Genomic DNA, 24,720 nt, shown 5'->3' on the forward strand with positions numbered 1-24,720 from the left:
TCTATCGTCATCCTTCTACAATTTTAATAATGCTACTGGCAATCCTTCTTCAGGTTCTGAACTATTAATTCTAAATCCCCATGCAAATATGCCCTTTAGACGTTCCACCTTAAAATAACTATCTGTACCATCATTTAATTTATAAATTTTACCTATTTCTATTTTAGTTCTATCAACTAAATAGCTTTCGGCCACAATGACTTTACTTTGATAGACGTCATATTCATTTAAAATGCCATTCATCTCAGCTTTTCTCATTTTTTCTTTATAACCTTGAATTTCATGTCTTAATTCAATTTCACTCATCTCACTCAATTTCTTCTGTTCCACTATTGATACCACTCTCTTCTAACTTTGACTTGATTTTATCATAGGTATAACCTTTTCTCATAAGACCTTCTATTGTCTTATTGATTAATTGACTACCCGTATATTTTCTCGTATTTTTATTATAAACTTTTTCTAAATCTTTCTGTATTAATAGATCAACCTCTTCTTCAGATTGTGAAAAATCCATTTCAGACATAACTTCTTTTATCTTTTCAAAGGAATAGCCTTTTTGTAATAGTGATTGCGTTAATTTTTCTTTTCTTTTAATACTTGGTCCCTTTTTTTGATTCCAAATTTTATTAGCTAATTTCAGAATATCTTCCAAAGGTTGTTCCGCTTCATATAGTTGGCCGTATTCATCTATAATTGATTTTTCAATACCAGATTGATGCAACTTCTGTTTATATACCCCAGGACCTTTGTCAGTAGTCAAAATCATTGTATTTTTTAAACTATTTGCAAAATCATTATGATCAATTAGCTTTTCTTTATGACAATAATCAATTACTTTAGCTATTACCATTTCAGAAAATTCTTTCTTAACTAGATATTGTTGTACTTCAAATTCAGTTCTTTTTCTATAAGAAAGGTATTGTATTGCTGCATTTAAAGCCTGTCGATATGACTCGTATTTTTGAATCTTTTCCATATCACTCGCTTCTAAGATTTGACCTTTTTTCAAATTGAATTGGACAAAAGTATCAACATCTATTCCCATTTCAAATGCTTCATCTAAGTATAAATTGAATCGTTCTTTATTGTTTTTTTGCACTTCTATTTTTGTGATTTTCGGCATTTTACTCACTCCACTTAATAAGAATAACTTATATCACATATGAATGGAATTATAGTGACTATTATAATGTTTTTTTAAGCTTTATTTCAAAAAAATATTACCTCATTAGCTATATATACTGTTCCACCTTTCCTATTATAAATTACAATTTTATATATTGAAATTATTGATACAAAAAACTCAACACCTACGTGAGATGTTGAGTTTCTACTTATACACCTAATTGTTCAATAGCTGTACGATATTGCTCTTCAGTAATATAGTTTTGCTGTTTCATTTTTTCTAAATTAACTTTAACTCTATTAATAAAATTATCTGACATATCATTTAAATCATATACGCTAGGTGCATTCACCTTGCTGGCTAACATTGCACTTTGTAACACAGTAATTTGCGGTAAATTTGAATTATTCTTATTCGTTGTTGTGCCAAAATAATGATTAGCAGCTGATTCAACTGTATATTGATTACTTCCAAAGTAAATATTATTTACGTAAAAACTTAAAATTTGATCCTTATCATATGTCTTTTCAACTCTATGCGCTACAAACAATTCTTTAATTTTACGTGTGATGGATTGTTCGTTATCATAAAAATAATTTTTAACAACTTGTTGTGTTAATGTACTACCACCTTGAACATTATTGTCACTTAAAGTTGAAAATAATGCTCGAGAAGTACCTTTGAAATCAAAGCCATGGTGTTTGTAAAAGCGTTCATCTTCCATTGCTACAAATGCACCTTTAGTGTAGTCAGGCATGTCTGCAGCAGATACATAACTTGATTTATCTTCTATACTCTTTAAGTCATCAACATTTGCTTGCAAAGATAAGGCATACATAACACCTATAAAAATTGCGAAGATTAATACGATTGGTAATAATATTTTGAATATTAAACCCCTACCTTTTTTCTTTTTCTGCGGTTTACTCACCGGTTGAACATAAGTGTTGTGATAGGGCTGATTATAATTTTTCTCTTTTGACTGCATTGTGGATTGCTTGTAACGATCGCTTCTTTTCATGCGGCAGCTCCTTTATATTGCTCTCACTATATTATAAGTGAGTTTAACAAGAGTTTAAACGTTTATCTACAAGAAAGTACAAAAATCAGTCGCAAGGTGTATGAATATCTCAATATCAAGTTTTAAAAAGCTTTCAAATGAATAGATTTACTTCAAATAAATAGTTATTTTTACTTAGTGAGCAAATAAAAAAATGTCACTCTCTACTATATTAATAGAAAATAACATTTTTGCTTTAATCAAATTAATTAATAAAACAGTCTAGGACATTAGTCTTTCAGACTAAATTAAAATCGATAATTTTTACTGTTAATGATTTGTAATTTTACTTAATTCTTCATTACTTAACTCGTTTTTTCAATACTTAGTTTATCTCAGTGATAATTTCTGTCTCAATTACTTCAATATAAAGCGTCTTATTTTTTGTAGTAACAATATATAAGAACTGAGTATTGTTTACGAGATACCTGAGAAAGTAGGATGCGTGTCGAGAAGGAGGATTGACCCAGCCTCAAGTTATCAAGGTATGCAAGCAATAACAAGCCCATCAAAGATTAAAAATCTTTGATGGGCTTAATGCTGGGTATTTATGTCCCAGACTCAAATTGATTTAAAAGTGATGACTTAAATAATTATCAAACACTGTGTTTACGTTATAACTAGTCATTTAGTTGATTAACAATTTCTCTATTGAAATCGTCTAAATCGTCTGGTGTACGGCTTGTTACGATATTTTTATCAACTACTACTGATTCATCGACTACTTGCGCACCAGCGTTAGATAAGTCTTTACGTACATTTAATACAGCAGTAAGTGTACGACCATTTAAATCATCTGTGTCAATTAATATTTGTGGACCATGGCATATAGCAAATGTTGGCACGTCATTTTTAGTGAAGTACTTAGCAAATGTACCGTATCTACCTTCAGAATCACCACGTAAATGGTCTGGTGAGAAACCACCTGGGATTAATAAACCATCATAGTCTTCTGGTTTTGCATCGGCAATACTTAAATCAACAGTGGCTTTTGCGCCATGTTTCCCAACGACTTCACTATTTGCTTCATCACCAATAATAACGACTTCATGACCTGCCTCTTCAATTGCTTCTTGTGGACTTGTTAATTCAATATCTTCAAATTCATCAGTTACAATAACTGCTACTTTTTTAGCCATGTAATATCACCTTTCTCTTTTATGTTCTATATTTTATATAGACAAAAGTAACGTGAATTAAACATTATTAAACAAATCTGAATACCTATAGATACTATTGATCATTTGATTTAGATACTGTTTTAACTTTTTCCTCTAATTGATCTAAAAGTCCGATCCATTCATCAATATCTTCCACTCTAACTTCATCAGGGTTTACATGATCAATGTCATCAATGAATTTTTCTAATCTTGTTTTAATTTGATCAATTGTTTGGTTTTCATTCATTTTGTAAGGAACTCCTTTATATAAGATATGTTAATCCTAACATGAATTTGACAAAAATAGGTATAGTCTGAATAATATTTATAGTAAAATAGAAGAATTAGTACTATTATCATAATCATTTATATACCTATAATGATTACTACATAAAATTTAATTCATTATAAGTAGCTATTAGTAATGATAAATGTTCAATCTGTACATGATAACCGCTAATCAATTCATTTAAATATAGAAAAGCAAAAAGAAGGAAGTTTTAATAATGCTAAACACCTATAGTGTGAATACTAAAAAACCTATCACGATTACTAACGACCCTTGGGAATCATATAACGATATTCAGGCACATAATCAATTGACGTTGAGTAATATAGAATTTACGACAACTAATTTATGTAATATGCGTTGCAGCCATTGTGCTGTAGGCTATACATTACAAACAACGGACCCTGACCCATTACCAATGGATTTGATTTATCGCAGATTAGATGAAATCCCACACCTAAAAACGATGTCAATTACTGGTGGAGAGCCAATGTTCTCTAAAAAATCTATAAGAAATGTTGTTAAACCATTGTTAAAATATGCCTACGATCGTGGCATCTATGTCCAAATGAACTCAAACTTAACATTGCCATTAGATAGATATTTAGACATTGCAGAATATATTGATGTAATGCACATCTCTCACAATTGGGGAACAATTGATACATTCACCGATGTTGGCTTTGGAGCAATGGAAAAACAACCACCAATCAAAGCTAAATTAAAGTTATACGATCAAATGATTACTAATGCACGTACATTGTCTGAACAAGGTATGTTTATATCTGCAGAAACAATGTTAAACCAAAGTACCTTACCCCATTTAGAAAAAATACATCAAGAAATTGTAAATGATATGAAATGTAGTCGCCATGAAATACATCCGATGTATCCTGCTGATTTTGCCAGTCAATTAGAAGTCTTACCATTAGCTGATATGAAAAAAGCAATTCATCATTTATTAGACTTTCGTGATCCTAATACTTGGATGTTATTTGGTACATTGCCTATTTACCCTTGTATCAATGATGAACAAGACCAAGCATTACTTCAACGATTACGTGATACTGAAAATGTTACTATGAGAAATGATCCTGACGGACGAAACAGATTAAATGTCAATGTGTTTACTGGTAATGTCATTGTGACTGACTTTGGTGATGAAAATGGAACTATTTCTAATATCAAATCAGATAAATTACCAGATGTCTTTAATCAATGGTTACAAACACCTTTAGCACAATCATTAAATTGTCATTGTTCAGAATTTAATTGTTTGGGTCCAAATGTATTAGTAAAAAATATGTATTACCCTAATACTGACTTTAAAGAAAAAGAACGTCAAATGCACCGTATATATTCAATGACATAAAATCATATGTAATAAGTATTTATAAGTGAATATATTACATGAGCCTAGACATTCGTCTTACAGATTAAAATAAATTCGATGACTTTTAACATCCTTTTAGGATGATAAAAAGAAGCACCATAGAAATGGTTGCATACATTTTTGTGGAATTGTTTCTACTAAATGATATTCAATAGGTGCGATGTCGGTTTTAGGTATAAGTATTACAGTTTCCATTGGTAGAGTTAATTGAGATATATTTAAAATTTTTATACATAAGACACCTCGTTAATTTAGTTTAGTATGTTTATTAAATTATACGAAGTGTCTTCTTTTTTGTAGTAATGATATATGCACTTCGTCTTGTTTTCGAGACACCTGAGGGATTAGGGCGAGTGCCAAGACCAATGCTCGATCCATCCCCCTAGATAAGCGATCAATAACAAGCCCATTAATGATCAAAAACCTTTGATGAGCTTTACGAAACAATGATTTACAACACAACATATAAAAAAACTACCTACAAAACAATAATGTTCTGTAGATAGTTTCATCATTTAAGAATTTAACACCTATACTTTATTCTATTTTTTGTACATTCGACAAAAATTCTATTGTGTTTTTACTCTCTGTTCGACGTTCTTTACGTCGTTTAACGCGAGCAGGCGCCGTATCATGGAACCATTTTTCAGTTTCAGATTCAGGATATACGTCTGGGACTCCAACAGGCTTACCTTGATCATCCAATGCAACAAATGTTAAAAAACTAAGTGCTGCTAAATGACGTTCATTATTCAATACATCTTCAATTATAATTTGTACACATACTTCCATAGATGATGTGCCTGCAAATGTGACCATCGCTTCGTAAGATACAACATCTCCTGTTTTTATTGGCTTCAAGAAGTCTACAGAATCCGTAGACGCTGTCACCACTTGTGCATTACTATGTTTCATAGCTGTAATAGCAGCAATTTGATCAATATTAGCCATCATAGTTCCACCAAACATTGTGTGATGGTGGTTAGTGTCTTGTGGAAAAACTTGTAACGCCTTCACACTACGTCCTTCTGACATTGGCTTACTCTTTCGATTTCCCATATATACTCATATCCCCTCTTTAAGTCGTATGACCTATCTGTAAATTATTTATACAAACAAGATTTAATTCAATTTTTCCCATTATAATTTTCATCATCGTTTATATCTCAGTTATTAGAATTTATGCCCAATTACCATTTTCAAATACTAATTCCTTTTTACCATCTTGTGTAATGCCATATATTGTTAAGTCCGAACTTCCAATCATAAAGTCAACATGTATTAATGAATCATTTAGTCCATTCTCTATTTTCTCTTCAGTAGTCATTTCTGTACCACCTTGAAGGTTAAATGCATATGCAGCACCTAATGCAACATGACATGATGCATTTTCATCAAATAACGTATTATAGAAAATCGTATTTCTATTTGAAATTGGGGAATCATCAGGTACTAATGCAACTTCCCCTAAACGTTTGGCACCATCATCAGTATTTAATAAATCTCTTAATACCGCTTCTCCTTGAGCTGCTTCAAAATCTATAACTTCACCATCTTTGAACGTAAGTTTAAAGCCATCTATAATATTACCATTATGGCTTAATGGCAATTTATTCGTTACATAACCATTTACTTTCGCTCTATGTGGTGCAGTAAACACTTCTTCAGTAGGAATATTGGCAACAAATTTTTGTCCTTTACTTGTATAGCTTGTCGCATCTTCCCAGATATGGCCATCAGGTAATCCTATTTCTAAATCTGTACCTTCAGAGATATATTGTAGCGCTTTATATTGTTTACTTTGTAATTTTTCTGCATGTTTACTTAAGTTAGCAACATGATTTTTCCAATTTTCAACCGGATCATTGCCATCTACACGAACAATATCTAACACTTCATCAATAAATTTCTCATATGCATCACCCTCATTTAACTCAGGGTATACACGTTTCGCCCAAGCTTTAGAAGGATATGCGGCAACACACCATGGAAATTCATTTTTCTGGCTTTTTTCCATATAGCCTTTATACGCAATTGAATATGCGCGTTGGAAAGTTCCTAATTTATCATTACCAATTCCGTTCAATAAGTCTGGATCTTGAGTGATTAACGCAAGGTTTGCTGCACCTCTATTAACATAATCCATTCTTTTTTCTACTTCATATGCTTTAACTTCATTATTCTCAAAATGGTCTAACGATTCATGTTCAAATTTCAAACGTGTTAACCGATCATCACTATATTCAACCTTAACATCTGAAGCTCCTCTTTCATAAGCAGCTTCAACTATGTAATGTGTCAATTCTAATGCGTCTACACTTGAACGAATAAATACCGGTTGCCCTTTTTGTACATTCATACCTACATTTACGAGTAATTGCGCATATTGCTGTAACTTATCTTGTAAATTTGTCATATTAACACGCTCCTTTGTTTATTTGCGAAGTTGTCCAAGTGCATCTGCAATAGCCGCTGTTTCACTTGGAGTAAAAGAATCTTTAGAAGTAACATACTCATGGATTTCTTGCACTTCTTCTTCATTCGCAGTCTTATATTTTTCTGGATCAATTAAACTTTGATTAACCAAGTTTAATTTTTCACGAATTTCTTCAATCATTTGTTCATTTCTTGTTGTCACAGTACTCACCTCTTTTTACGTTTTATTTTATCAAAATTACCTATCTTGTTAAACTTTTATCATAAATGCCCTTTAGAAATGATTAAAAAAGCTTTAAAATGGGAATTAGGATTATACAATTTGGAGGTACACAATGATTTCAGTAGCATTTGTTTGTCTTGGAAATATTTGTCGTTCACCTATGGCTGAAGGCATCATGAGACAAAGATTACAAGAACGCAACATTACCGACATAAAGGTGTATTCACGAGGTACAGGTAAATGGAATCTCGGTGAACCACCACATGAAGGTACGCAAGACATACTATCACGAAATAATATTTCGATTGATGGAATGATTAGTGAGTTATTCACATCTACAGATGATTTCGATTATATCATTGCAATGGATCAAAGTAATGTTGAAAACATACGTAACATCAACCCAAATATCAAAGGACAATTGTTTAAACTATTAGAGTTTAGTGATATGGAGGAAACAGATGTCCCTGATCCATACTATACAAATAATTTCGAAGGTGTATATAAAATGGTACAATCATCTTGTGATAATTTAATTGATTTTATACTTAAAGATTCAAATTTAGGAGAGGGGTAACACGACATGCAAAACAAATTAATACCGGGAATTTTATTAGGTGCCGTGATTGGAGGCACTATAACTTTAGCAGATAAATCAACACGCCAATCATTAAAACAATCAATTAAAGATGCTAAAGAAGGTAATCGTTCACAAAAACCTTCAAAAATTGGGAATATTAAAGATGAAGTTCTTTACTGGAAAGATGTAGTTGAAGAAATTAGACGCAACAATCCTGAATTAGAACGTTCATTAAAGGATGCAAAGGATACATTTGTAGACCGTAAAAATAATCGTTTAAATGGTTAACTTTATTTAACCACTTTGCAAACAATACTAGAGTGCATTTGCTCTGGTATTGTTTTTTTATACAATCAAAAGTCTAAACAATATTTTTAAAAAAGATAAATTAGAGTTTTATAGAAAGAATCACGTAACACATATTTACCAAAAACAATTTTTACAGTATATTAAAGTGGTATATGAAAATATAATACATAAGGAGCTTTGATATGTCTAAACAAAAACGAAGTACTTCTGAATTCCTTAATGAAATTAAAGAGGAAGAACAAGAAACACATACTCAAAATGAACATAAAAGTAAATCGAAACGTGATCGAACTTATATCACACCTGATCAATTCAAATCAAAGTCAGCAAAGAAAGAAAATCAAACATTTTTTGTATCTCGCATTAATAAACCTGTAAAGTATACCAAGGATTCTAATTTTTTCTCATATTTAATTTATCGTATTGGTAAAGATGATGCATCAGGTCTATCTGCACAATTATCATATTACTTTATGCTATCACTTTTTCCAATGTTACTATTCTTATTGTCTATAGTTCCTATGGTAGGTATAAAACAGTCGACAATTCGTTCTATGATTAAAGAACATGTACCACCAGATTACGCACCCCAAGTATCATCTATAATTGGAGATATCATGGGCAACGCAAGTAGTGGCTTACTTTCAATCGGTTTAATAATGGCATTGTGGTCAGCTTCTAATGGTATGACCGCAATCATGAATTCATTTAACGTTGCATACGATGTTGAAGACAGTAGGAACTTTATCGTCTCTAAATTACTCAGTGTACTTTTCACACTAGCAATGGTTATTATCTTCCCAATTGCAATGATTTTACCAACATTTGGCCAGCAAATTGGTGCACTGCTATTTGGTCCACTCGGTCTTGGTGAACAAGTTAAGATTATTTTTAACTTAGTGAGATTTATTTTACCTCTCATTATTGTGTTTATAGCTTTTGTTGTATTGTACACATTAGCACCTAATGTGAAGATTAAAATGAAATCTGTTATACCTGGTGCTATTTTTGCAACAATTGTATTTTTAGGTGGGACTTACCTATTTAGTATTTATATTTCTAATTTTGCCAACTATTCTAAAACATATGGTAGTATCGCCGGGGTTATCATATTAATGCTTTGGTTATACATTACTGGTTTTATTATCATTATTGGCGCTGAAATTAATGCAATTATGCATCAACGAAAAGTAATCGCCGGTAAAACACCAGAAGAACAAACATTAGCAGAAATCAATAATCAACAGAATATATAAATATAAAATTAATAATAAAAAGGACAATCGAAATAATCGATTGTCCTTTTTATTATTGAATTAAATTATGTTGAAAGGCATAGATAACAGCCTGTGTTCTATCTTGAACTTCAAGTTTACTCAATATATTACTAACATGTGTCTTAACGGTCTTAATTGTTATATGTGATGCGCTCGCGATTTCTTGATTTGAATAACCTTTAGCTATAAGTAATAAGATTTCCATTTCACGCTCTGTTAACATTTCATATAATTCTGCACGTTGTTTCATTCTATTACGCATTTTCACTAGTACTTCTGCTTCAAAAACAGATTCACCAGCATGTGTTTTCCTAATTGCTTCAGCAATATCACTTGCACTTGTTGTCTTTAGAATATAACTATCAACCCCTGAATCTAGTGCTCGATATACTTCGTTATCTTCTATATAACTTGTTAACATAACTACTTTGATTTGAGGTAAGTCCTTTTTAACTTGCTCGGTAGCTTCGACACCGTCCATGTCATCCATGAGTAAATCCATCAAGATTAAATCTGGTTGTAGTTCATGTGCCTTTTCAATAGCTTCTTTTCCTGATTTACCTTCTCCTACCACATCAATATCTGACTGTGTTGATAAATAACTTGAAATTCCTATTCTAACCATTTCATGATCATCAACAAATAATACTTTAATCGTCATTAGACTCCTCCTTATTTAACGGTGCTTTCACTTCAATTCTTGTACCTGCATCAGGTAACGATACAATATGGAAAGTCGCGCCAATTTCAAGTGCACGTTCTCGCATATTTTTCAACCCATAACTTTGCTCTAATTTATCGTCAACATTAAAGCCTTTCCCATCATCTTGAATACGTAATAAAAGATAATCTTCTTTATTAAATAATTCAATCGTAACTTTAGTTCCCTTAGAATGTCTTAATGTATTAGAAATAGCTTCTTGCGTTATTCTAAACAAATGATCCTCGATACCTTTAGGTACTTTAAATTCTTCAATATCATGTACAACCTTCATAGGTACTTTCTTTTGTAAATCAACGACTAAATCTTTAATACCTTCACCTAATGATTTATCTTTTAAACCAATTGGTCTCAAATGTAAGAGTAAAGCACGCATTTCTAGTTGTGAATCTTGAATCATTTTTTCTAGGACTGGAATTTGTTGGTTTAAAGGTGGCTCCAAGTTCGATTCTTTAATAGCTGAAAGCATCATACTCGCAGCGAACAATTGCTGACTTACAGAATCATGTAATTCTCTAGCTAACCTTTGTCTTTCATCTTCTATTATTTTTTTAACCTTAACGTCATTAATATTGTATGACTCATTTGTTAAATTTTGCGTCTTCATACGCAGTTTATGTACCTCTTGATTAAGTGGCACTAACGTTTGGTACAATTCTATCGTTTCATTGTACAGTTCAATATTTTGGTCATTAATCCCTACTGTTTGACCTTCAATTGAGCGTTCTATTTGGTTTTGTAACCAATGATTTTGTTGATTTATTTTATAAGCTAAAACAGAACCCACAATGATACATAACAATATTACTAGTAAATTTAGAAAAAGTAATACTGGAATACCAAATATTTGTGTGTAAAACATGCCCTGGAAATACATGATATTTACAAACACTTTATCTATAAAAAAGATTGCAAAAAATGTACTATAAACTAATATTAACATCGAGCCAATCGCTCTTATATAGTGATTCACTTATAAATCACCTCAACATCACCTAAGAATGTTGAAACAAAGATATTCACAGCATAATTTTCAGCTTTAGTCTGTTCTTCAACCTTTATATTATTGTTTTCCACTTTGTAAGACTTATCATTAATATAAGCATTACCATATAAAGTGGTGAAATTTAATTTAATATTATAATTAAGCGGAACAATGATTTGTACTTTACCTAAAATATGTCTCACAACAACTGTATTATTTTCCTTAATATTTGCTGCTTTTGACATATCTATATGGACATCACCAATGCCGTGTTGAACCTGTAAATCTTCCCATTTATATACATAAACTGGTGTACGTTGTTCACCAAACCATTTTTGCTTAATAAACTCGGGTGACTCTACATCTTCGTCCGTTGCAACAACTTTTAATGGTTTAAATCTATAAATAATATATCTCACAATTAAGACAATTAAAAAGATAAATAAAATTATAATAGTGTATTTATTAGAGAGTAATGTAAAGGCAATTAATAATGTTCCTATCCAAAAAGACAATAGTCCTCTTACTTTATGAAAATATAAGTAACCTACATAAACTAAAATGCACCCTAGTAATAACACTAATAAGAAGCCAATCTTTTCAAAGAAAATGTAATAAAAATTGGCTATGATCATTAAAGCTGTAAATATGATCAACATTTCAGTTGATATATATTTATGAGTCATGTTTCGCCACCTTTCTTCAAGCGACTAAACTAATACGTTCGATTAAATCACATTCTGTTTCTACATTTGCTTTCTCTGTAGCTTGATGTGATAAATCGGCTTCAATTCTCGCGTAGTCTGCTTCCATTCCATTTAATTTATTTTTAATATTTTCAATTTCATTATCATCGATTTCCTTAGCGCAATAAATATGTTTTTCCTCTATTTTATCGATATATTTATTCTCTAAGGTTAAAGTTAAACTGTCAATTAATTCTTCTAAATATGCTTTTCTTTCAATTAAGTATTTGATATATAATTCGATGCTTCTTAATTTTTTATCTAATGCATCTCTGTATTCTACTAAACTGCTATAAAATGTATTTCTCGTAACTTTTTCTAAATATAACGTAATATAATTCATAGAATCACCTCATGCTTGATTAGATTCTATTATAAAAAATATCCGGAGCCATTGTAATAGGCTCCGGAACCATCTTATATTAGGACTTTAGACCGAAACACTTTTTAATCTATTTTAGTAGTTAAAACAGGTCCATCTTTTGTCACAATCACTGTGTGTTCAATTTGTGCAACAAAACTTTTATCATTTGTTTCAAATGCCCATTCATTTTTACCTTCTGTAACGAATGTAGCATTTGTTGAAATAAACGGCTCTACTGCTATTACAGTGCCCTCTTTTAATAATGTTTTATCTTTTGGATCATAATAATTCATTACGTGGTTTGGTGCTTCGTGTAATGATTGGCCAACACCATGCCCCGTTAGGTTTTTGATTACTGTCAAATCATTTTTACGTGCTGTTGCGTGTACAGCCTTCCCGATTTGACTTAATTTCGTACCTGGTTTCACCTTTGTCATTGCCGCTTCAAATGCTTCTAAAGCCACATCGCATACCTTTTGCTTTAATGGATTATCTGATTCGCCGACTACAAATGAAATTCCAGTATCTGCATAATAACCATTCTTTAATGCAGAAACATCTATATTTACCAAGTCGCCTTCTTTAATTGTGCGTTTACCAGGGATACCATGAGCAACTTCTTCATTTACACTTATACATGTTTGCCCTGGGAAGTTTTCATCATGGATAGGAGCAGAAATTGCACCATGTTCTTCAAATAAATCCTTTGCAATATCATCTAATTCTTTAGTTGTGATACCAGGTACTGTAGCAGCTTGCATTTTGTCGCGAACTAAAGCACAGATATAACCAATGTCTTTTAACGCAATTAATTCTTCTTCTGTTTTTACAATCATTTTATCCCGTTCCTTTTTAAAATTTATATTCTTTCTTATTATAGCAGATTTTTTTTGATATAATAAATTAGAAAAATTCAACAAGTACAGTTTAACACTATACTTGAATGAATCATACGGCAACTTTTGTTTATATACTACGTTTGATTTTTTAATCTACTAGGAGTTTTGTTAATGAATGATAATTGGTATAAACGCATTATCGGTGCAAGAACAATTAAAACAGGTTTAGCTACATTTTTAACTGCATTTTTTTGTTTAGCCTTAGATTTAAATCCTATTTTCGCAATATTAACAGCTATCGTAACAATAGAACCAACTGCTAAAGCATCATTAAAAAAAGGCTACAAACGTTTGCCTGCAACTGTAATTGGTGCATTATTTTCTGTTGTATTCACCTTTATCTTTGGTGACCAGTCGCCATTTTCATACGCCTTTAGTGCAACATTTACTATTATTTTATGTACTAAACTTAATTTACATGTTGGTACCACGGTAGCAACGCTTACAGCGATGGCGATGATTCCAGGTATACATGAAGCATACTATTTCAATTTCTTTTCGCGTTTATTGACTGCCATTATCGGATTGGTCACTGCTGGGTTAGTCAACTTCATCGTCTTACCACCCAAGTATTATGATCAACTTGAAGACAATATTAATTTAACGGAATCTTTGATGTATGATTTATTCAACACACGCATGAAACAACTGTTACTTGGGAAGTTTACTAAAGGAGCACCCTTCAATCAATTGAACGCATTGTTAGATTTAAACCAAAAGGTAGAAACACTGCTATCCTATCAAAAAGACGAACTCAGTTACCATAAACACCATGACGATGAATGGATCAGACTTAAATCATTAACGACACGCTCACACACTAACAGATTATTTATCACACATCTTTCTAACCTTGTTTATTTACCTAAGGATACATATGAAGTGTTTACTTGCGAGGAACGCCTTGCAATACTTAATATTGCACATAGTATTAGTGAAATTCATAAAACCGGACATTTCGAAAGACAACGACGTGCTGCTTCCGTGTTAAAAGCATCTGTTAAAGGGTTAGATGAATTTGATGACAATCAAATAAAGAGCCATATTATTTACGAAATATTATTAATCTATCGTATATTAGATCATCGATTTGCCTAAATGGTTACAATCGATTTTAAACACTTTACTCTTCTTGTCATACAGTTTCAAAGCAAGGTTCATTTAAAGTCTTTATTGGTAATCGTCTAGACTTTGTTTATTTTATTTAGTACATTGCTAAAGTACCTGATAACGTGATAGACCTCGTTTAGTCACTGGTTAAATGATTGTTTCTAAGAAATCATCAAATCAAAACAGAATATTTCCATATAAAAACTGCCAATACAGTGCACGCACTGTATTGGCAGTTTTAGTTATATCTTTATTAAACCTATAAGAATAGGATTATGCTATACCTGTTACTTTGAAACACGGTCGACAATAACTTGCTTTGCCGCTTCTTCTTCCGTATTATCTAATTGTTTCGGCTCGAATGGAATATTCTTTCTCTCACATGCCTTCTCCAATAAATAATCCGTTATTTCATGATTTTTAGGTAAAATTGGCCCATGTAAATAAGTACCTAATAAATTTTTATAATGAATCCCTTCTTTTGCATCGTCATCATTATTACCAAAACCATGCACGACTTTACCTAGCGTACCAAAATTATGATACGTTCTTCCACCATGGTTCTCAAAACCAACAATTGTACCAAATGTCTCACTTTCAATTACTATATCACCAGTCAGTCGGTCAGTTTGTGATTTAGTATAAAAGTCTAAAATGTTTAAACCTGCTAATTCTGTACCATCAGGTGTAATATATTTACTGCCTAAAAACTGATAACCGCCACAAATTGTTAAGCCTGGCATACCGTCTTCAATTGCAGTCTTTAATTTTTCTTTAATTTTACTTAGTTCTTTAGTAGCTAATGATTGTTCTCTATCACTACCACCACCGATAAAGAAAATATCACAGTCATCTAATGTTACACCTTCAGTTTCATTTACATTTCTGACATTTAATTTAATGTTTCTCAGCTTGGCACGTTGCTTTAATGCAATGATATTCCCTATATCACTATAAAGGTTTAATTTATCTGGCATAAAGTGATAAACCGTTAATTCGTTCATTTATCTTTCCCCTCCTCAAAAGAGTGGTTTAACTGACTAAGCATTGGCGTTAATGAAGTATAGTTTGGTATCGCCACAGTAAAACTCTCTTTAAACTCCATTGACTTAGCAGTGGCCTTATAAATGTCTTTCTCTAATATGATTGGTACATTTACTTCAGCCAATTTCAATCTCAATTGTAACTCTTCCGCACGAGTCCCTGTAACGATTATCGCTTCAATATCCTGACGTATTAGCTTTTCAAAGTCGGCATCATAAATCCAGGATGTGTCCTTTCCATCAGCAGCATTGTCATTTAAACTCATTAGATATACTTTACGTCCTTCTAATTGTTCACCTACTGAAAGACTCGCATTCATACCGGCAGGATTTTTAGCTAGGTTTATCATTGCTTCTTTACTATCTTTTCTGAAATATTGCATACGTCCATTATTTGATGTGTATGTTTCAAATCCTCTTCGTATCGCATCATTATTTAATCCTAATTCTCTCAGAACTGTATATGCTGCAATTGTATTATAAGCATTAAAATCGCCTGCAATTTTCATATTAAACATTTCATTTTCAATGGATATATTAATAAAAGGGGTTAAATCAAAGTGAGATACTTCGTATTTCGTTGCTTCACGCTTAAAGCCACAATTACAATGATAATGCCCAATTTGGTTATAATGGATATAATCATAATGTAATAGTTGTCCGCAATTAGGACAATACTTGCTCTCATTCATTGTACTTTGTTCAAATTCATGTGCATGAGCTTTCATACCGTAATATTCAACTGTATCACTTGCAATCTTCAATCTACTTACAAATGGATCATCAGCATTTAGTAACAACTTAATACCTTTATTACTAATAGCATTAGCAATATTGTTAACCATAATATCAATTTCACCAAAGCGGTCCATTTGGTCTCGGAAGAAGTTTGTGAATACCATCATTGTCGGCGTTACTTCATTTAGCACTCTTGGTATCGATCCTTCATCAATCTCAATAACAGCAATCTTTGTTGCTGGTTTGATTTGTAAAATGAATGCCGAAGTGATGCCAGCTGCCATGTTCGCACCTTCATTATTATGTATGATTTTAATATCATTGGCTCTTAAAGTATGACCTATTAAATTTGAAGTGGTTGTTTTCCCATTTGTACCACTTATAAATACAATTTCATCCACTTGAGAAGCTAATTTTCTTAATATATTTTTATCTACTCTTCTAGCAATTTGACCTGGCAAGTCAGTGCCCTTTTTCCCTGCAGCTCTGCTCGCTTGCCTTGCTACTTTTGCTAGTCGTGTCGCAGTCCAACGTCTCATGTCGTTCCTCCTCTACTTCTTCACTTAAAATATTATAACATGATTAAGTTGTATTCCAAACAATTCTCATTAAGAATTATCATACCCAATCTCTAGATTATAATAATTATTATTTACTAATGAGAATAGATTTGTTATACTAAAAAAAATGATATATGGAGGCTATTACTTATGTTAAACAAAGAATTGTTAGACGCATTAAATGAACAAATGAACCATGAATTTTACGCAGCCCATGCATACATGGCAATGGCAGCATACTGTGACAATGGTTCATATGAAGGTTTTGCTAACTTTTATATCCAACAAGCTAAAGAAGAAAGATTTCATGGTCAAAAAATTTATGATTACATTAATGACCGTGGTGAAAAAGCAGTGTTCTCAGCTATTTCAGCACCAAAATCTGATTTCAAAAATATTTTAGAAACATTTGAAGATGGACTTGCACAAGAACAAGATGTTACACGTCGTTTCTATAATTTATCAGAATTAGCAAATAAAGATAAAGATTATGCAACAATTTCATTTTTAAATTGGTTCCTAGATGAACAAGTTGAAGAAGAATCAATGTTTGAAACACACATCGATTACTTGAAACGTATTGGTGATGATAGCAATACACTTTATTTATACGAAAAAGAACTTGCAGCACGTACATTTAATGAAGAATAAGGTTCATAATTCAGTCTATATTTTTTAAACTTAAGTTCAATCGTTCCATAACGGCTCACCCATTCACATTTAAGAATGGGTTTTTTATATTTTATCATTGCAATTGATTATGCAAGTTGTGCCATGAATATTTCTATATAGTGTATAATAATATTACTAACAATATGGATATTATTTATAATTGAAGCTAGTAATTTAAACGATATATTTTTACTTTGAAAGGAACTTGCACAATGAAAGACGACGCATTTATTGCCTTGGACTTTGAAACTGCAAATGGTAAACGCACAAGCATTTGTTCAGTTGGTATGGTTAAAGTAGTCAATCATCAAATCACTGAAACATTTTACACATTAGTAAATCCGAATGACTATTTTTCTCAACAAAACATAGCAGTACACGGTATTCAACCAGATGATGTTCAAAATGCACCTGACTTTGCATTTGTCTATCCACATATGTTAGATTTTATTGGTAATTTACCTGTTGTTGCGCATAATGCTGCGTTTGATATGAATGTATTGCATGAAAGTATAAAGGCAATAGGTCAACAAACACCTAGTATGAGATACTTTTGTTCATTGCAATTATCCAGAAGAACAATCAATCACCATCGCTATGGACTAAATTATATGATGCAATATTACAATTTAGGTTTCCATGGTCATCATGATGCATTAAATGATGCGAAAGCATGCGCTATGATAACATTCAGATTATTACAACACTATGAAAATTTAGATAGCATGTTAAAGATTTATGGTAAAGATTTAACTGATAAAGATTAGTTTATTAATATGCAGAACAGGCACGAAGCAAAAATTTGTTTCGTGCCTGTTCATGTTTACATTAATGTAATTTAAATATAGTCATAAATAGTCATATTTTCGTATGTTGAGCGTTCTAAATTACCTACAGTTACACCAACTAATCGAATTGGTACTTCAGGGTCCTTCAACTCAGCATACAGGCTATAAGCGATATTATAGATATCTGTTTCATTTCTAACAGGTGACCTTAAACTTTTTTGCTTTGATAAGGCTTCAAATTTATATGTTTTTATTTTTACGGTTACTGTTTTACCTGACTTTTGAATTTTAGCTAATCTATCTGCAGTTTTATTACTTAGTTCCCATATTTTTTGTAATATCGCGTCATCGTCGTTCATATCAGTTGAAAAGGTTCTCTCAGTACCTACAGATTTACGAATTCTTGTTGGTTTTACAGGATTATGATCGACTCCACGCGCTTTATTATATAAACCATGACCTCGTTTACCAAATAACCTTATCAGTTCATACTCACTTTGATTATATAAATCTTGTCCATTAAATATATGGTGTTCATGCATTTTTTCTTTTGATGCTTTACCTACCCCTGGAAAATCACCAATATCTAAATTCATCAATATTTCATGAACATTATTATAATCAATTACTGTTAAACCATTGGGCTTATTCATACCACTGGCTAATTTAGCGAGAAATTTATTGTATGATACGCCAGCTGAAGCTGTTAACTTTGTTTCCTCAAAAATATCTCTTCTTATATATTGAGCAATACTTGATGCTGGAAGATCAGGTCTCACCAAATGGGTTATATCTAAATACGCCTCATCTAAAGATAATGGTTCAACAATATCTGTATAACTTTTAAATATTTTCATAATTTTATCAGAAGCTGCTTTATATGCTTCAAATCTTGGAGAAACATAATAGCCATTCGGACATAGTTTATGCGCTTGAGCTGTAGGCATTGCAGAATGAACACCATATTGACGTGCTTCATAAGATGCTGTAGATACCACGCCCCGACTACTCGCTTTACCTCCTACAATAACTGGTTTCCCTTTTAACTTTGGATTATCACGCATTTCAACTTGCGCGAAGAAATAATCCATATCAACATGAATAATGCGTCTTTCTGCCAATACCATACACCTCCTTTTCATTTATGTCATAAAATTTCATCATGGATATTACCTTCTAGTACATTTATTATACTAGCAATTTAGTTTCAGTTGTAGCCATTTGTCTATTCTATTGAGTTATTAGAAATTTAAAATATTTACAATTCATGACATAGTTAAAGCCAATGGTTTCAATAATAACTTGAAATCATTGGCTCTATAATCGAACTAACATAATATACAATTGCAATTGCCTAATTTAGCTTATTCTAGCTCAGTGCGGTATGTAGTCTTATCTTCTGTATAAAACAATATACCCTCTTCAGTATCTTCAATAAGTTTGACTTTACTATTTAATGCCCCAGTCACAAAATAAATATCAAGTACACAATATCCCACATGTATACTAGCAATAAACAATATTGATGAGTAAGCATAAAATGAAAATACAATAAATAATAATGCTGTGATAACGACTAAAGGTGCTAACATTATAATGATATATTGCCATCTTTTAAAATATACCTTTGGCATATGTGTCGACAACAAGCCCAGTTTAAATTTATATGTGGGCTTCTCACCTTTAGAGAACAATTTAAAACATACGATATGAATCAGTTCATGTAAGAAATAAATCACCGTAAACCCTAGAATCCCAAATATCATGTTAAAGACGATGTTTTGCTCAATAATATGCGTTAATGAATATGCCAACTTATAGCAAAATAAAATTGAAATCATAACCACTGTGAGTTGGAACAATATAAACCTTTCCAATGCTTTTTTATTAGCAAGCAAATCAATTTTAAACATTAGCTAACCTCCCAATCGTTACCTATTACCTAGAGTATACAATGGTTATTCCCACGTTTAAAGTACATTTCACGAAAGTTAGTTGCCTGTAATTGAATTTTAACAAACATCCGTTTCCTGCAATATTTCGAAATATTATAGTTCTATGTTAGTTGGTCTATTCCCTTTATTACCTTTTACTAACAAATATTATATTCTATCAAATTGCGCCACTGTTTCCACATGTGTTGTATGTGGGAACATATCGACAGGTGTAATTTGTGTTAACTCGTACTGAGTTGCTAAATGTTGTGCATCTCTTTGTTGCGTTGAAGGATTACAAGATATATAGACAATTCTTCTTGGATTTAATTCTAATAATGTATCTAAAAAACTTTCATCGCAACCTTTGCGTGGGGGATCAACCATAACTACATCAGGCTTGATTCCTTGTGCTTTCCATTTTAAAATAACTTCTTCTGCTTTACCACAGACAAAAGTAGTATTTTCAAACTGGTTTATAGTCGCATTCTTTTTAGCATCCTCAATAGCTTCAGGTACAACTTCAACACCATATACATGCTTTGCTTTTGGTGCCATGTAAAGACCAATGGTACCTATACCACAATATGTGTCTAACACTGTTTCCTCGCCTTGTAAATCTGCATATTCAATCGCACGTTGATATAATTTTTCAGTTTGAGTAGAGTTAATTTGGTAAAACGATTGATCGCTAATCTTAAAGGTAATATCTGATAAAGTATCTTCAATTTGATCTACACCATAAAGTGTATGTGAAACGTCACCCATGATGACATTAGAATGGGTATTGTTAATATTATGCTTTACACTTTTTATATTTGGAAATGTTTCAATTAATTTTTGAGTCATAATGTCACTTTGTTTGAATTTCTTACCATTTGTAACAAATATAACCATCAAATCTCCAGTATAATGACCTGTTCTGATAACAACATGACGCATAAGTCCAGCTTTTTTGCGTTCATCATAAATACTCACATTTAGTTCATTGCACCATTGCTTCACATGATTCATTACATCTTGATGTTTTGTATCTTGTATTAAACATTCATCCATATCTATGATTTGATGACTTCTTTGACGATAAAAACCCATGATTGCATCATTATTTTCATTTTTACCTACAGGAATTTGAGATTTGTTTCGATAGCGCCATGGCGTCTCCATTCCTATTGTGTCATGGATAATAGTATTTTCGAAGTTGGCCTTACGGTGAAACAAATTAATTACTTGCTCTTTTTTCATTGCTAACTGTGCTTGATATGACAAGTGTTGCAACTGACAACCACCACACTTGTAATAATAAACACAGGGTGGTTCAACTCTTTGATTGCTTTGTACTTTAATATCTAATAACTTACCAATTGCAAAGTTCTTTTTTACCTTAATCACTTTATATTCAATTGTTTCATCAATTAATGCATTCGGTATAAAAATAGGATAGCGATCTAATTTAACAACACCATGCCCTTCATGTGTCAAATCAATCACTTTACCTTCTCGCACTTCATTTTTTTGTAATGTACTCATTATTTCACCCCACATGAAAAGAGGTTAGGATACTTGATGTTTACCTAACCTCGTCGCTTAACTCTCTTTTAAATTTTTTCGACTATTTATTTTAACTTAAAGTGAATACACACTTCAAGCTTAATTTACGTTATTATTGTTCTACTAATTCTTGATTGTGAACATCACTCGGTGTATAAACTTCAATGTGTTGCTTTAAATTCAAGAAATTACCTGGTAATTTACCGCCATATTCGCCATCGACATTTAACTGCATATCAACGAATGATGACACACTGACTGATTTTGCTTTCTTATAATGCACCTTTGGATGTTTGGTGTGCTCGCCTCTTGAAGCTAACGTCATAATATGCCCTAATTCTGCTAAATTAGCCTTCTCAACGATAATCAATGTAAAATGTCCGTCATCTAGCTTGGCATCTGGTACTAACTTTTCAAATCCTGCCATCGAATTTGTTAAACCTAATAAGAATAACAAGGCTTCACCTTGGAACACTTCATCATCATATTCTATACGTAAATCGACAGCCTTCATTTGTGGTAACATTTCGAAACCTTTGATATAGTATGCAAAAGGTCCTACAATCGACTTCAATTTACTTGGTGTCTCATATGAAACTTGTGTGAGTTGACCGCCAGCCGCCAAGTTTATAAAGTATCTACTATTCATCTTACCAATATCAACTTTGGTACTGTGACCTTCTATAATAACATCGATTGCACTCATGATGTCATTAGGCAGATGTAAAGCACGTCCAAAATCATTCACAGTCCCCATTGGAATAATACCTAATTGGGGTCTGTTAGGCTGTTCAGCGATACCATTGATTACTTCATTAAGGGTACCATCACCACCAGCTGCAATCAGTACATCGTAGTTATGTTCTAAACATCTTGCTGCTTCTGCAGTCGCATCGCCAACCTTTTCAGTCGCATATGCACTCGTCTCAAATCCAGCTTTTTCTAATTTTATTAACACATCTGGTAACGTACGTTTAAATAATTCCTTACCTGACGTTGGATTATAAATGATTCTAGCTCGTTTTCTCATATTTTATCCCTCAACTTCATTTACTCATACTCTATATTAAATGATTTATGAAATGGATAAAAGCATTTAGACCAAATTAACTGAATATATTATGCAAATAGACAAAATTGACTTCCACATAAACTGTATCATTGACTGAAAATCAATAGATAGTCATTATGTTTAAAAATATAAGATAACCTTTTTCTATAAAATAACAAGTAGGGCTAATCCAAAAAAATTGGATTAGCCCTACTTGTATAAGCTATGTGCAATGATGACCCCAAGCTATTATATTAATTACTCAATTATCTCTTTTCTAATTCTTGCTTTAATAATTGGTTAACTAATTGTGGGTTTGCTTGACCTTTAGAGGCTTTCATAATTTGACCGACTAAGAAGCCCATCGCCTTACCTTTACCATTTTTAAAGTCTTCAACAGATTGTGGATTATTATCTAAAGCTTCGTTAACAAATTTCAATAATGTAGCCTCATCAGAAATTTGAACTAGTCCTTTATCTTCCATAATTTGTTTAGCATCTCCACCATTTTCAGCTAATTCTGGGAATACTTTTTTAGCAATTTTACTACTCATTGTGCCATCTTCAATTAACTTAATCATACCAGCTAAATTTTCTGGTGTTAATTTTGTATCTAACAGCTCAACTTGGTTTTTATTTAGATATTCATTTACGCCACCCATTAACCAGTTTGATGTTAATTTCACATCGGCACCTGCTTCTACTGCACCTTCAAAGAAATCTGACATTTCTTTAGTTAATGTTAAGACATGTGCATCGTAAGCTGGCAGACCAAATTGATTAACATATTTTTCTTTTCTTTCATCTGGCAATTCAGGAATAGTTTGACGTACGCGCTCTTTCCATTCTTCATCTACATAAAGTGGAACAATATCAGGTTCTGGGAAGTAACGATAATCATCAGAACCTTCTTTCACACGCATTAGAATTGTTTTACCAGTTGATTCATCAAATCTACGTGTTTCTTGAAGAATTTCTCCGCCATTTAATAATTCTTCTTCTTGACGTTTTTCTTCATATTCAAGACCTTTACGTACGTAAGTAAATGAGTTAAGGTTTTTCAACTCTGCTTTAGTACCAAATTCCTCTTGACCATATGGTCGTAAAGAAATGTTAGCATCACAACGTAATGATCCCTCTTCCATTTTACAATCAGATACGCCAGTGTATTGAATAATTGAGCGTAATTTTTCTAAATAAGCATATGCTTCTTGTGGAGAACGGATGTCAGGCTCAGACACAATCTCGATTAATGGTGTACCTTGACGGTTTAAGTCAACTAATGAATAACCATCTTTGTGCGTTGATTTACCAGCATCTTCTTCCATATGAAGACGTGTAATACCGATTCGTTTTGTTTTTCCGCCTACTTCAATATCAATATAACCATTTTCACCAATTGGTTGGTCAAATTGAGAAATTTGATATGCTTTCGGATTATCTGGGTAGAAATAGTTTTTACGATCGAATTTAGATTCTGTAGCAATATCCATATTTAATGCCATTGAAGCTCTCATCGCCCAGTCTACTGCACGTCTATTTACTACTGGTAAGACACCTGGGTAAGCAAGATCAATTACGTTCGTATTAGAGTTTGGATTTGCACCAAAATGCGCTGGTGATGGAGAGAACATCTTAGATTCTGTTTTAAGTTCAACATGGACCTCTAGTCCAATAACTGTTTCAAAATGCATGGTTTCCA

General features: G+C 32.1%; 27 protein-coding genes and 1 pseudogene. 7 read left to right on the forward strand and 21 right to left on the reverse strand.

What is annotated here, in order from left to right; translation table 11 throughout:
* Positions 1-15: 15 nt before the first annotated feature.
* The 5 genes from SH09_RS08190 to SH09_RS16340 all read right to left on the reverse strand — a co-directional run bounded on the left by SH09_RS08190 (position 16) and on the right by SH09_RS16340 (position 3,596).
* Positions 16-330, reverse strand: a complete 315-nt coding sequence (locus tag SH09_RS08190; protein ID WP_042739164.1) for a YfhH family protein — start codon at positions 328-330, stop codon at positions 16-18.
* Positions 308-1,126, reverse strand: coding sequence for a recombination regulator RecX (gene recX / locus SH09_RS08195; RefSeq protein WP_042739165.1), 819 nt, complete (start codon positions 1,124-1,126; stop codon positions 308-310). The genes SH09_RS08190 and recX overlap by 23 nt, the downstream gene beginning before the upstream one ends.
* Before the next feature lie 211 nt (positions 1,127-1,337).
* Positions 1,338-2,150, reverse strand: coding sequence for a monofunctional peptidoglycan glycosyltransferase SgtB (gene sgtB / locus SH09_RS08200; RefSeq protein ID WP_042739166.1), 813 nt, complete (start codon positions 2,148-2,150; stop codon positions 1,338-1,340).
* A gap of 659 nt (positions 2,151-2,809) precedes the next feature.
* Entirely contained in the window at positions 2,810-3,328 is a 519-nt protein-coding gene (locus SH09_RS08205; protein ID WP_042739167.1) for a type 1 glutamine amidotransferase domain-containing protein, read from the reverse strand.
* A gap of 94 nt (positions 3,329-3,422) precedes the next feature.
* Positions 3,423-3,596 carry an SE1561 family protein gene (locus SH09_RS16340; protein ID WP_107513199.1) on the reverse strand — a complete coding sequence of 58 codons (174 nt, stop codon included), beginning with the start codon at positions 3,594-3,596 and terminating at the stop codon, positions 3,423-3,425.
* A 259-nt stretch (positions 3,597-3,855) separates the two neighbouring features.
* Here SH09_RS16340 and yfkAB point away from each other — a divergent pair, with 259 nt between their 5' ends.
* Complete coding sequence (gene yfkAB, locus SH09_RS08210) at positions 3,856-5,010, forward strand: radical SAM/CxCxxxxC motif protein YfkAB (RefSeq protein WP_042739168.1); 1,155 nt, start codon at positions 3,856-3,858, stop codon at positions 5,008-5,010.
* Positions 5,011-5,087: 77 nt separating this feature from the next.
* On the opposite strand, the pseudogene SH09_RS17440 reads toward yfkAB, so the two are convergent.
* From SH09_RS17440 to SH09_RS08225, 4 genes and pseudogenes are all read right to left on the reverse strand, one after another.
* Positions 5,088-5,266: pseudogene (locus tag SH09_RS17440) on the reverse strand (IS5/IS1182 family transposase); the annotation flags it as partial.
* A gap of 302 nt (positions 5,267-5,568) precedes the next feature.
* Positions 5,569-6,090, reverse strand: a complete 522-nt coding sequence (locus tag SH09_RS08215; RefSeq protein WP_042739169.1) for an acyl-CoA thioesterase — start codon at positions 6,088-6,090, stop codon at positions 5,569-5,571.
* Positions 6,091-6,211: 121 nt separating this feature from the next.
* The gene (locus SH09_RS08220; protein WP_042739170.1) at positions 6,212-7,447 is read right to left on the reverse strand and encodes an aminopeptidase; all 1,236 of its coding nucleotides are present in this window, start codon (positions 7,445-7,447) and stop codon (positions 6,212-6,214) included.
* Between the two features lie 18 nt (positions 7,448-7,465).
* A complete protein-coding gene (locus SH09_RS08225; RefSeq protein WP_082039199.1) occupies positions 7,466-7,648 on the reverse strand; it encodes a DUF1128 family protein in 183 nt (60 codons plus the stop codon).
* 154 nt (positions 7,649-7,802) lie between these two features.
* Here SH09_RS08225 and SH09_RS08230 point away from each other — a divergent pair, with 154 nt between their 5' ends.
* The 3 genes from SH09_RS08230 (at position 7,803) to SH09_RS08240 (ending at position 9,835) form a co-directional block, all read left to right on the forward strand.
* The gene (locus SH09_RS08230) at positions 7,803-8,267 is read left to right on the forward strand and encodes a low molecular weight protein-tyrosine-phosphatase (protein ID WP_042739172.1); all 465 of its coding nucleotides are present in this window, start codon (positions 7,803-7,805) and stop codon (positions 8,265-8,267) included.
* Between the two features lie 6 nt (positions 8,268-8,273).
* The gene (locus tag SH09_RS08235; protein ID WP_042739173.1) at positions 8,274-8,558 is read left to right on the forward strand and encodes a magnesium transporter CorA family protein; all 285 of its coding nucleotides are present in this window, start codon (positions 8,274-8,276) and stop codon (positions 8,556-8,558) included.
* Between the two features lie 203 nt (positions 8,559-8,761).
* Positions 8,762-9,835 carry a YihY/virulence factor BrkB family protein gene (locus SH09_RS08240; protein WP_042739174.1) on the forward strand — a complete coding sequence of 358 codons (1,074 nt, stop codon included), beginning with the start codon at positions 8,762-8,764 and terminating at the stop codon, positions 9,833-9,835.
* 52 nt (positions 9,836-9,887) lie between these two features.
* Here the strand turns inward: SH09_RS08240 and vraR are convergent, their stop codons facing one another.
* The 5 genes from vraR to map form a co-directional block, all read right to left on the reverse strand.
* Positions 9,888-10,517 (reverse strand): response regulator transcription factor VraR, encoded by a 630-nt coding sequence (vraR, locus tag SH09_RS08245; protein WP_042739175.1) that lies wholly within the window; start codon positions 10,515-10,517, stop codon positions 9,888-9,890.
* Positions 10,507-11,550 (reverse strand): sensor histidine kinase VraS, encoded by a 1,044-nt coding sequence (vraS, locus tag SH09_RS08250; protein ID WP_042739176.1) that lies wholly within the window; start codon positions 11,548-11,550, stop codon positions 10,507-10,509. The genes vraR and vraS overlap by 11 nt, the downstream gene beginning before the upstream one ends.
* On the reverse strand, positions 11,547-12,248 hold the full coding sequence (gene vraT / locus SH09_RS08255; protein ID WP_042739177.1) for a cell wall-active antibiotics response protein VraT: 702 nt from the start codon (positions 12,246-12,248) through the stop codon (positions 11,547-11,549). The genes vraS and vraT overlap by 4 nt, the downstream gene beginning before the upstream one ends.
* Before the next feature lie 16 nt (positions 12,249-12,264).
* Positions 12,265-12,651 (reverse strand): hypothetical protein, encoded by a 387-nt coding sequence (locus SH09_RS08260; RefSeq protein ID WP_042739178.1) that lies wholly within the window; start codon positions 12,649-12,651, stop codon positions 12,265-12,267.
* Positions 12,652-12,755: 104 nt separating this feature from the next.
* A complete protein-coding gene (gene map / locus SH09_RS08265; protein ID WP_042739179.1) occupies positions 12,756-13,508 on the reverse strand; it encodes a type I methionyl aminopeptidase in 753 nt (250 codons plus the stop codon).
* Between the two features lie 174 nt (positions 13,509-13,682).
* On the opposite strand from map, the gene SH09_RS08270 reads away from it, so the two are divergent.
* On the forward strand, positions 13,683-14,669 hold the full coding sequence (locus tag SH09_RS08270) for an FUSC family protein (RefSeq protein WP_042739180.1): 987 nt from the start codon (positions 13,683-13,685) through the stop codon (positions 14,667-14,669).
* Between the two features lie 299 nt (positions 14,670-14,968).
* Here SH09_RS08270 and gatD read toward each other — a convergent pair whose 3' ends face one another.
* Both gatD and murT read right to left on the reverse strand, forming a co-directional pair.
* A complete protein-coding gene (gene gatD / locus SH09_RS08275) occupies positions 14,969-15,685 on the reverse strand; it encodes a lipid II isoglutaminyl synthase subunit GatD (protein WP_042739181.1) in 717 nt (238 codons plus the stop codon).
* Positions 15,682-17,001 (reverse strand): lipid II isoglutaminyl synthase subunit MurT, encoded by a 1,320-nt coding sequence (gene murT, locus SH09_RS08280; protein ID WP_042739182.1) that lies wholly within the window; start codon positions 16,999-17,001, stop codon positions 15,682-15,684. Before murT ends, gatD begins: the two co-directional genes overlap by 4 nt.
* Positions 17,002-17,172: 171 nt before the next feature.
* Between murT and ftnA the strand changes: the two genes are divergently transcribed.
* Positions 17,173-17,673, forward strand: coding sequence for an H-type ferritin FtnA (gene ftnA / locus SH09_RS08285; RefSeq protein WP_042739183.1), 501 nt, complete (start codon positions 17,173-17,175; stop codon positions 17,671-17,673).
* A gap of 233 nt (positions 17,674-17,906) precedes the next feature.
* Positions 17,907-18,461, forward strand: coding sequence for a 3'-5' exonuclease (locus tag SH09_RS08290; RefSeq protein WP_042739184.1), 555 nt, complete (start codon positions 17,907-17,909; stop codon positions 18,459-18,461).
* 71 nt (positions 18,462-18,532) lie between these two features.
* Here the strand turns inward: SH09_RS08290 and dinB are convergent, their stop codons facing one another.
* The 5 genes from dinB to gatB all read right to left on the reverse strand — a co-directional run bounded on the left by dinB (position 18,533) and on the right by gatB (position 24,712).
* Positions 18,533-19,603: a DNA polymerase IV gene (gene dinB / locus SH09_RS08295; RefSeq protein ID WP_042739185.1), complete on the reverse strand. Its 1,071-nt coding sequence runs from the start codon at positions 19,601-19,603 to the stop codon at positions 18,533-18,535.
* A gap of 243 nt (positions 19,604-19,846) precedes the next feature.
* Positions 19,847-20,395, reverse strand: coding sequence for a DUF3267 domain-containing protein (locus tag SH09_RS08300; RefSeq protein WP_042739186.1), 549 nt, complete (start codon positions 20,393-20,395; stop codon positions 19,847-19,849).
* A 189-nt stretch (positions 20,396-20,584) separates the two neighbouring features.
* Positions 20,585-21,946: a 23S rRNA (uracil(1939)-C(5))-methyltransferase RlmD gene (gene rlmD, locus SH09_RS08305; RefSeq protein ID WP_042739187.1), complete on the reverse strand. Its 1,362-nt coding sequence runs from the start codon at positions 21,944-21,946 to the stop codon at positions 20,585-20,587.
* A gap of 133 nt (positions 21,947-22,079) precedes the next feature.
* Complete coding sequence (locus SH09_RS08310) at positions 22,080-22,997, reverse strand: diacylglycerol kinase (RefSeq protein ID WP_042739188.1); 918 nt, start codon at positions 22,995-22,997, stop codon at positions 22,080-22,082.
* A gap of 287 nt (positions 22,998-23,284) precedes the next feature.
* A complete protein-coding gene (gatB, locus tag SH09_RS08315; protein WP_042739189.1) occupies positions 23,285-24,712 on the reverse strand; it encodes an Asp-tRNA(Asn)/Glu-tRNA(Gln) amidotransferase subunit GatB in 1,428 nt (475 codons plus the stop codon).
* Positions 24,713-24,720: the final 8 nt, after the last annotated feature.

The sequence above is a fragment of the Staphylococcus gallinarum genome (assembly GCF_000875895.1).
GTDB classification, from domain to species: Bacteria; Bacillota; Bacilli; order Staphylococcales; family Staphylococcaceae; genus Staphylococcus; species Staphylococcus gallinarum.